Raw genomic sequence first — 8,983 nt, forward strand, 5'->3', positions numbered from 1 at the left:
CCGCCACGCCGGGCGCCCCCGGGGCGATGATGCCATTCGACCCGCCCACGCCGGTTCCGGGCGTCGCGTCCCGGCGTCAGGCGGCCCCTCCGCCGCCGCCCCCGAATCCGGTCGTGCCGGACCTGGATGACCCGTTCGCGGACTTCATGATGGACGCGCCGGCGCCGAGCGCTCCGGTGGCCGCTCCCCGGCCGGCCGTGGCTCCTGCTCCTCCGGCGGCGGCTCCCCGCCCGGTGCCTCCGGGGGCCTTCGCGCCTCCCCGGGCCGCTCCTCCCGGGGCGCTCGCGGGTGCGGCCCGTCCGGCGGCCGTGGCTCCGAGCGGACCCGGAGCGTTCGCCGCGGAGGCCGCGCCTCTGGGGGGACCTCCGAGGCCAGCAGCGCCCAGGGGCCCGGTTCCTCCTGGGGCGGTGGCTCCTCCTCCCGGCGCCTCCCCGTCCGCCATTCCGGCGCGTGCCGCCATGCCTCCGGCGCCTGGCGCCTTCTCGGCCGGCGGACCGGCACCGTCGGGCGCTGCTCCCGCGCGTGCCCCCATGCCTTCGACGGGAGCCCCCGTCGCGCGCATGCCCCTGGCCTCGGTCCCTGTCGGGGCGGCACGTCCCGGGACCGCGCCCGTGGCCTCCGCGGGGCTGGCCGCCGCCGGTTCGACGGACCTCTCGCCGGATCCGCTCTTCGACTTCCCCATCGACGCTCCGGCGGTCCCGGACGCGGCGTCCCTGCGCCATGCCGCGAACGTCGCCCAGGCGCCCGCTCCGGGCGGCGCCACTGCGGTGGGGCCGGTGACGCCCTCGCCGGGCTTCGAGAGCGAGGATCCGTTCTCGTCCATCGACATGGCGGCTCCGTCCCCGGACCTGTCCGCCGCGCCCGAGGACGCCCCCGAGGACACGCACGTCGGTCCGGAGCCGATGGGCGACCTGTTCGACTTCTCCGGCGCGGGGGCCTCCGGCGAGGAGGGGGTGGCCGCCTCCGACACCGGCCGTGCCGCGCTGCTCGGGGATGTGCCCGCGGAAGCGGGCGCGGAGGAGCCCGGCGGCATCTCGCTGCTGAGCGACGTGCCGGCGTACGACGACGGCGACCCGTTCAAGATCACCACGCCCCGCCGCGAGGTGGTGGACCTGGCCAGCATGCGCGGGGGCCCGGCCGTCACGGTGGCCAAGCCCTCCGCCCGCATCGAGGACGTGGGCATGCCCCAGCGGCGGATGCCCGGCCGCGCGCGGAAGCTGACGGGGCTGGTCCTCAACCTCACCATCGCCACCGTGTTGGTGGTGGCCCTGGGCGCGCTGGGCACCATGTACCTGCGCGACGGCAAGGTGGACCCCTCCACGCTGTCCCCGGACCGCCTGCGCACGCTGGTGATGCCCGCGTCCCGTCCGTTCATCGCGAGCGACGTGTCCAACGGCCTCTACGAGACGCGCGACGGCCGCATGCTCTTCGTCGTGCGCGGAGAGGCGGAGAACCGCACTGGCGCCGCCGCGGCCGTGCGCGTGCGCGCCGCCCTCTTCGACGGCGACCAGCGGGTGCGCTCCACGGAGGGGCTCGCGGGCGCGCTGGCCACTCCGGAGGAGCTCCACTCCGTCACCACCCGCGAGGCCGCCACCGCGCTCCGCCAGCGCATGGACGCGGCGTCCCTCCCGGTGCCGCCGGGCGGCAAGGTGCCCTTCCTGGTGCTGTTCCAGGAGTTCCCCGCGGACCTCACCGGCCTCCGGCTGGAGGTGACGCTGGAGCCCATCCCCTCCGAACCCACCGCGGACCGCACGGGAGGCTGAAGCGTCATGTCCACGCTGGAGGAGGCCCGCGTGCTCGCGCGCAACCTGCACGCCCTGGGCGGAGGCGCCACCGTGCGCCGCAAGGCCGCCGCGCGCGAGCTGGCCCGGCGTGAGCCCTTCGACACGAACGAGCTCATCGGCCACCTGCTGTCGCTGTCCCGCGCCGGACAGGCCCCCGCCACCTGCGTGCTGTCGGACTTCCTGGCCGCGTTGGACCAGGAGGCCGAGCACATCCCCCACGTGGAGGCGCTCCGGCGCATGGCCCACGTGCAGTCACTGGAGGCGGTGGCGGACCTCTTCGCCCAAGGCCCCGCGCGCAAGGAACTGGACGCGGACGCCGCCGCCCGCGCGGACGCGCAGGCCGCCAGCCAGTCGCTGGGCCACCTGAAGCAGCAGGCCCGCCTCACGCGCGACCCGGACGTGCTGTCGCGCCTGGCCACCGTGAGCAACCCGGCCGTGCTGCGCAACGTGCTGATCAATCCGCGCCTCACCGAGGACCTGGTGGTGCGCATCGCGGCGCGCAGGCCCGCGCGTCCGGAGCCGCTCGTCGAAATCTGGAAGTCGCCGCGCTGGTCCGTGCGCCACAAGGTGCGCCGCGCGCTGGCCTTCAATCCGTACCTGCCGCCGGAAGTGGGCGCGAAGCTGGTGCCGCTGCTCTCCACCCTGGACCTGCGCGAGATGGTGGAGGACACGGGGCTGCTTCCCGCCCTGAGGCAGCAGGCCGCGCGCCTGCTGCTCGCTCCATCGCCCGGCAGCCCGCCCGGTCCGTTGGTGCTGCCAACCGGCGAGGAGTTCTAGGAGCGGCGGTCCTTGGAGGAGCCTTCGGTGTAGTCCGCGTCGGTGGTGCCCCGGCGCGAGTGGGGCAGGTGCTTCACGTCCACCAGGTCGTCGCCGCGCGACGCCTTGCGGAACGAGTAGACGAACTTGCCCACCGCGTTGCCCAACTGACCCATCCGGGCGGCCGAGAAGACCACCAACAGGATGAAGCCGAGGACGAGGAACTCTCCGGTGCCCAACATGCGTCGGACACTGCAATAAACCCACCCGCGAGGCAAGTCGCGCCAGCGTGTCCACCCCCGTATGCGCCCGCCACGTCGGCGCTGCGCGCGGGGGGCGTTTGAGCGCACACTGCGCGCCCATGCTCCTGCTCGCTCACCGTGGTGCCAGCGCCGACGCCCCCGAGAACACCCTGGAGGCCTTCGCGGAGGCCGTGCGCCAGGGCGCTGACGGCGTGGAGCTGGACGCCATGGTGTGCGGCTCCGGCGAGGTGGTGGTGTGTCACGACGAGCGCTTGGACCGCCTGGCGGGGCAGCCCTGGGAGGTCCGCTCCACGCCCTGGTGGAAGCTCTCCCGCGCGGACGTGGGCACGCCCCTGGGCTTCGCCCCCGCGCGCATCCCGCTGCTGGAGGAGGTGCTGGACGCGCTGCCGGAGCACTTCCTGGTCAACATCGAGCTGAAGTGCGACCGCTTCGACGACGGCGGCCTGGCGGCGGGCGTGGCGCGGCTTCTGCGCGAGCGCGACCTGGCGGGCCGCGTGGTGGTGTCCAGCTTCAACCCGCTGTGCCTCTTCCGGCTGGCGGCGGTGGCGCCCACGCTGCGCCGGGGCTTCCTCATCGACCCGGACAAGCCCTGGGCGCTGCAGGCGTACGCGCTGAGCCCGCTGGTGTCCTCGCACTCGGTGCACCCCTTCCACGAGGCGTGCACTCCGGAGCGCGTGGCGGCGTGGAATGACGCCGGTCTGCGCGTGGCGGCGTGGACGGTGGACGACCCCCGGCGCGCCCGCGAGCTGCGGGACCTGGGGGTGTCCTACCTCATCACCAACCGCCCGGGCCGCGTCCGCGAGGCCCTGCGCTGACTAGAAGTCCAGGCCCAGCGTGGTGTTGAAGGCGAGGACGGAGGGCAGGTCGCGGCTGCCGGCGCCCTCCTGGTCGAAGCTGCCCAGGTTGGTGAGCGAAATCTCCGCGCCCAGCTGCAGCACGCCGCCAATGAAGCGCGCGCCCGCGTAGAAGCGCGGGGTGAGGTTGTCGCCCGCGTTCACCCGCGAGTACGGCGCGGTGTTGGTCAGCGCGTCGCGCGAGTCGTTGCCCTTCGTCTCCGCCGGGTTGCGGCTCGGGTCGAAGTCCAGCGTGCGCGTGGTGGCGCTGACGAAGTTCAGGTCCAGGCCGCCGTAGGGCGTCACCGTCACCATGCCGCCCAGCGGGAACTGCTTGCCCACGCCGATGTCCAGGCCCGTGGTGGTCAGGTCCAGGTCTTGCGCGTTGAAGAGCTTCGTCACGTGCAGGCGCACGCCCACGTCCGGCAGGTACGTGAAGCCCTCGTTGACGGCCCACTTCAGCTCGCCCGTGGCCGTCACCATGCTGCTCTTCTCAATCCAGCCCACGCGCCCGCCCAGCTCCAGCGAGAAGGGCAGGCCCTTGCGCACGTGCAGGGACGGCACCAGCACGGAGCCCGGCTGCGCGCCTTCCGTGGGCAGCTGCACGTCCTCCGGGAGCGACACGACGGACAGCTCCGCGTTGAAGGCGAAGCCCGAGTGGCCCGTGGTGCGCGGGGGCATCAGGTTCGCGGACGTCATCACCGCGCCGAACGTGCGCGCGAAGGCACGGAAGTCCGCGCTGGCTTCGGCGAACTCCGTGTTGGTGATGACGAAAGTGGCGCCCCGGCGTTCGACGCCGAAACGGGAAATGACCAGGTCGTTGGCGTCCGCATGGGCCGCGGCCCCTGACAGCGCCGTCGCGAGCACCAGCCACCGACTGAACGTCCGCATGGGGGAATCACGCCTCCGGGACGCGTGCCGGCCAAGCGGGCGCCCACCTCCGGCGGACCCTAAATCGGCCCTCGGGGAAGCGTCAACAAAACGGGCGGCCCTCCTCCAGGGAAACGCTCCCGTTCGAAGGGGGACGTCCGCTGGAAGCGAGCCGCCCGGGTCAGGCGGTTTCCGGGTGCGTGCCCGGAAGGCCTACTGCTGGCGCGGCTTCACCGGCGTGGTGGCCGTGGCGGCGGGCGTCGCCACCTTCTGGGCCACCTCCGCCGGACGGCGGCGGATGACCAGCGTGCGGCGGCTGGCGAACTCGGTGCTCTCGCGGGCCACCACCAGCACGTTGTTGTTGCCCTCCTTGAGCGCGAAGTCCGCGGTGAACTTCAGCGTGTTGGGCTCGCCGCCCTTGGGGTCCACGGCCTTGAAGTAGACCTTCTGGTCGTTGACCAGCACGTAGACGTCCAGCAGGCCGTTGGGGTCCTTCACCGCGCCGGAGAGGGTGAACTTGTCGCCGTTCACCACCACGCCGCCGTGGGACGGATCCACGTCCAGCTTGATGTCCGGCGGCTGGTGCGTCGTGGTGAACGCCACCGTCTTGGGCGCCGCCGCCTTGCCGGTCTTCACTTCCTTCGCGTCCTGCGTGCGCACGAAGGCGAAGCGGTCCTTCTCCAGCGCGACCTTGTAGTAGCCCTTGGTGGTGGCCTCCAGGGCCAGCGTGGCGCCCTGCGGCAGCTTCGCCACCGGACGCGCGTCCGCGGTGGGCGAGGCGAACAGCTCCGCCTTGTCGTTGAGCTTCACCAGTCCCTTCTTCGCCTCCAGCGGGGCCACGGGGCCGTCCTTCACGGGCAGCTGGAGCTTCTCCAGGACGAACTCCTCCAGGGGCTCGTCGAGGATGGCCAGCTTCAGCGGGAAGGTGTCGCCCTTGAAGCCCTTCTTCAGGGACACCTGGAAGCGCGCCGTCTTCGTCTCACCGGGCTTGATCTCCCCCAGTTTGAAGCGGCCCTTCTCGATGAAGATGTTCGCGTCGCCGCCGTTCTTGATCTGCGCGAACGAGTCCAGCGCCGGGCCCACGCCCGTGTTGGTGACGTCCATCACCACCGTGACGTCCTCGCCGCGCTGCACGACGCCGTCGCCGTTGCACTCGGCGCAGTCATCCACCACCTGCCAGTTGAAGGCGAACGCGGGGCGGGGCAGCTCCACGAAGGACAGCTCCGACACCAGGGTGTCGCGCAGCGCGCCGTTGTCGTCGAACAGCTTCACCTTCACGTCGTCGCGGCGGCTGGTGAGGTCCTTGGGCAGGCGCACCTGCACCTTCCAGGACTTCTTCTCACCCGGGGCGATGGCGCCGAAGAGGAACTCGCGGCGGTCGAGGAACGCGTTGTCGCTCTCCGTCCAGCCACGCACGCGCTTGAGCGGCTCCGTGCCCTTGTTCTCCACGTTGATGACCATGTCCAGCTGCTCGCCGGCCAGAATCTTCGCTTCGGAGCCCGGGGAGAAGCTTGCGTCCAGCTGCACGTTCTTGGGCGTGGGACCGGGGCTCCAGTCCAGGCCGAGCGCGGCGATGGCGTTGTTGATGCGCTGCTCCTCCTCGTTGCGCTTCTGCTCCACGAACGTCTTGCCCTTGGCGAGTTGCTCGGAGCGCTTCACCGCCGGCACCTTCAGGACGAAGTCGCGGGCGAACTGGACCTCGAAGTCCTCCTTGATCTCCTCCTGGGACTCCGCGTCCAGCTGGTCGTCCAGGTCCTCGCCCTGACCGGCCACGTCCACGTCCAGGAGCGGATCATTCTGGCCGTGCTCCTTCTTGGTGTCCTTGGCGCCCGTGCCCGGCTTGGCGGCGACCTTCTCCTTGGGCTCTTCCTTCTTGGCGGCGGCCTGGGCGGCCTTCTCGTCTACCTTCAGGTACTTGAGGCTGGTGCCCGGCTTCTCGCGGTCCAGCACCTCTTCGCGCTTCTTGGCGACGGTGGAGGACTCCGGGTTGCCGAAGTGCTGATCCAGGTCCGCCTCGCCCATGGACTTGCGGGGCGCGAACACGTCCACCCGGTCCGCGGTGACGCGCGTGGGCACCAGCTGGATGTCCGGCACGATGCCCACTTCCTGGATGGAGACGTCACCCGGGGTGAGGTACTTGGCGATGGTCAGCTTGAGCGCGCTGTCGTCCGGGAAGTCGTAGAGCACCTGCACGCTGCCCTTGCCGAACGTCTGGCGCCCGATGATGACCGCGCGGTCCAGGTTCTTGAGCGCGCCCGCCACGATTTCAGACGCGGAGGCGCTGCCCGCGTTCACCAGCACCGCGATGGGGTAGGACTCCTCGCCGTCCGTCATGCGCGCGCGCTTCTCCTCGCGCAGCTTGTCGCTGAAGCCCACCGTCGCGACGATGGTGCCCTTGGACAGGAACGTGTCCGACACCTGGATGGCCTGCTCCAGCAGACCGCCCGGGTTGCCGCGCAGGTCGAGCACGAGGCCCTTGAAGCCGCCCTTGGCCTCCGCCTGCTTACGGATGTCCGTCAGCGCGGCCTCCAGGTCGCGCGTGGTGTTGCCCTGGAAGTTCTTCAGGCGCACGTAGCCCACGCCGCCCGCGAGCAGCTTGTGCTGCACGGACTCAATCGAAATCATGGCGCGCGCCACCGTCATGTTGCGCGGCTTGTCCCAGCCGTCGCGCTCCACGGTGATGGTGATGCGGCTGTCCACCGGACCGCGCAGCTTGGACACGGCCTCGTTGAGGTCCATGTTGACGGTGGACTCCTCACCAATCTTCTTGATGCGGTCGTCCTTCTGGATGCCGGCGCGAGACGCGGGCGTCTTGGGCAGCACCTTCACCACGGTGAGGTTGCCCTCCTTCATCTGGATGACGAAGCCCAGGCCGCCGAACTCACCCTTGGTGGACAGCTTCATCTCCCGGTACAGCTCCGGGCGCAGCAGCACCGAGTGCGGATCCAACGTGGAGAGCATGCCGTTGACGGCCGCGTACTCGATGTCGCGCGTCTCCTCGATGGGGCGCATGTTCTTCGACAGGAAGTCGAACACGTCCTTCAGCGCGAAGGACATCTTCCACAGGGAGTCGACGTGGGAGATGTCGAACTCCTTCTGCTTGCCGTTGACGTTGACGTTGAGCTTGCCCGTCTCCGGGGTGCCGTCCACGAGCACGTCCGGGACGCTCTTCTCCACGTACTCCAGGGAGGCGATCATCATCTCCTTGGGCTTCACCCGCTTGGGGTCGACGTAGTTCTCCTTCACGTAGAGGATGACCTTCGTGAGGACGCGGAGGCTGTTGAGGTCGTGCGGGGCCTTCTCGGCCTTGCTGGCGGAAGGCAGCGCGCCGTCCCAGGAGTCCTGCCCCGCCTCCGCCGCTCCCACGGTGAGCGGGAGGGGAGCACGGTCACTGCCTGCGAATGCCCAGGCCCCCAACAGAACGGCGACGGCGGTGATGCGGCGGAAGATACGCGGCATGCGGTTCATCCCAGCTGGGGCGCGAGAGGCGCCCCGGGTGATGCGTGAAAAGCCCTGTGAATCCGAACGGTTCGACGTAAGCCAAGGAACCAGCCAGCGGCCGGGCAAGCCTAATCACGGCTTCCAGGTGCTTCAAGGCGTGGCGTTGTCACTAGCGACCGAGAACGTCTGCCGCAGGCAATGCGTTCCCGATCGGCCCTGACGTACGGACACCCGGCCTCCCCGTTTATTTCGCGTCCGCCCGGGCATCCGGTGGCGGGGGCAGGTCCCCGGCCTCCCGCAGGGCCCGGTAGAGGAGGGTGCCCCCGACGATGGCTACCGGGAGGAAGAAGGTATTGAGGATGGGCACCCACAGGAGCAGGTAGACGCCCGCCCCGAAGCCCAGGCAGAGGGCCCGGCGCTCGCGCAGCATGCGGCGCACCTGGGCGAAGGGGTACAGGTGGCGGGTCATGGGCGCGGCCAGGTGCTCCGCCGCCATCCAGAGCATGGTCCACAGGCTGGCCAGCACGGTGAACGCCACGCTGCCCAGGCCCGGCAGGAGGTTCAGCGGCAGGAGCACCGCCAGCCCCAGGAAGAGCAGCGCCATGCGGGCGAGCGTGTGCAACAGCCCTGTCGTCATGCTCCGCACGAAGGAGGCGGGTGAGAGCACCGCGTCCGCTCCCGCACACTCGGCTTCCGTGGCCTCCGACACCGGGTCCTGCAGCGGGGTGAGGAGCAGCGGAGGCGCCACGTTGGCGCCCACCACCCATGCGACCAGGGAGCCCAGCACGAGCGCGGTGTACCAGCCGGCCTGTCCGTACCAGGACCCGGGCCGGGCCCACACGGACTCCAGGAGGCCGGGAGCATACCGGTAGAGCAGGACGGCCAGGCCCACCAGGGTGATGGCGGTGAGGACGGCGCACAGGCTGGAGAGGAGAAAGAGGCGGCGCGAGCGGAAGATGAGGCCGAAGGCGCGGCCGAGCACTCCCACGCCCTGGAGGAAATCCGACAGACGGGGCCGGGGGGACAGGGTAGGGAC

6 protein-coding genes and 1 pseudogene are annotated in these 8,983 nt (G+C 70.9%); 3 read left to right on the forward strand and 4 right to left on the reverse strand.

The window, feature by feature from the left end; genetic code table 11:
* Positions 1-1,763, forward strand: a pseudogene (locus D7Y11_RS44715) (hypothetical protein); the annotation flags it as partial.
* A gap of 6 nt (positions 1,764-1,769) precedes the next feature.
* Positions 1,770-2,561: a hypothetical protein gene (locus D7Y11_RS39545; RefSeq protein WP_121755902.1), complete on the forward strand. Its 792-nt coding sequence runs from the start codon at positions 1,770-1,772 to the stop codon at positions 2,559-2,561.
* Here D7Y11_RS39545 and D7Y11_RS39550 read toward each other — a convergent pair.
* Positions 2,558-2,782 carry a twin-arginine translocase TatA/TatE family subunit gene (locus D7Y11_RS39550; RefSeq protein ID WP_120579459.1) on the reverse strand — a complete coding sequence of 75 codons (225 nt, stop codon included), beginning with the start codon at positions 2,780-2,782 and terminating at the stop codon, positions 2,558-2,560. The genes D7Y11_RS39545 and D7Y11_RS39550 overlap by 4 nt on opposite strands.
* Before the next feature lie 119 nt (positions 2,783-2,901).
* On the opposite strand from D7Y11_RS39550, the gene D7Y11_RS39555 reads away from it, so the two are divergent.
* Positions 2,902-3,618: a glycerophosphodiester phosphodiesterase family protein gene (locus D7Y11_RS39555; protein ID WP_120579460.1), complete on the forward strand. Its 717-nt coding sequence runs from the start codon at positions 2,902-2,904 to the stop codon at positions 3,616-3,618.
* On the opposite strand, the gene D7Y11_RS39560 is transcribed toward D7Y11_RS39555, so the two are convergent.
* The 3 genes from D7Y11_RS39560 to D7Y11_RS39570 all read right to left on the reverse strand — a co-directional run.
* Positions 3,619-4,527, reverse strand: a complete 909-nt coding sequence (locus D7Y11_RS39560) for a hypothetical protein (protein ID WP_126936275.1) — start codon at positions 4,525-4,527, stop codon at positions 3,619-3,621.
* A gap of 192 nt (positions 4,528-4,719) precedes the next feature.
* A complete protein-coding gene (locus D7Y11_RS39565; protein WP_126936276.1) occupies positions 4,720-7,974 on the reverse strand; it encodes an MXAN_5808 family serine peptidase in 3,255 nt (1,084 codons plus the stop codon).
* Positions 7,975-8,191: 217 nt separating this feature from the next.
* The coding region (locus D7Y11_RS39570) for an EI24 domain-containing protein (protein ID WP_126936277.1) at positions 8,192-8,983 on the reverse strand (792 nt) is incomplete at its 5' end.

It is taken from the genome of Corallococcus sp. AB018 (assembly GCF_003986945.1).
Taxonomy (GTDB): domain Bacteria; phylum Myxococcota; class Myxococcia; order Myxococcales; family Myxococcaceae; genus Corallococcus; species Corallococcus exiguus.

Coding starts and splice junctions, on each gene's coding strand:
- D7Y11_RS39565 (WP_126936276.1), bottom strand. CDS start 7,974: ATGAACCGCATGCCGCGTATCTTCCGCCGCATCACCGCCGTCGCCGTT.
- D7Y11_RS39555 (WP_120579460.1), top strand. CDS start 2,902: ATGCTCCTGCTCGCTCACCGTGGTGCCAGCGCCGACGCCCCCGAGAAC.
- D7Y11_RS39550 (WP_120579459.1), bottom strand. CDS start 2,782: ATGTTGGGCACCGGAGAGTTCCTCGTCCTCGGCTTCATCCTGTTGGTG.
- D7Y11_RS39545 (WP_121755902.1), top strand. CDS start 1,770: ATGTCCACGCTGGAGGAGGCCCGCGTGCTCGCGCGCAACCTGCACGCC.
- D7Y11_RS39560 (WP_126936275.1), bottom strand. CDS start 4,527: ATGCGGACGTTCAGTCGGTGGCTGGTGCTCGCGACGGCGCTGTCAGGG.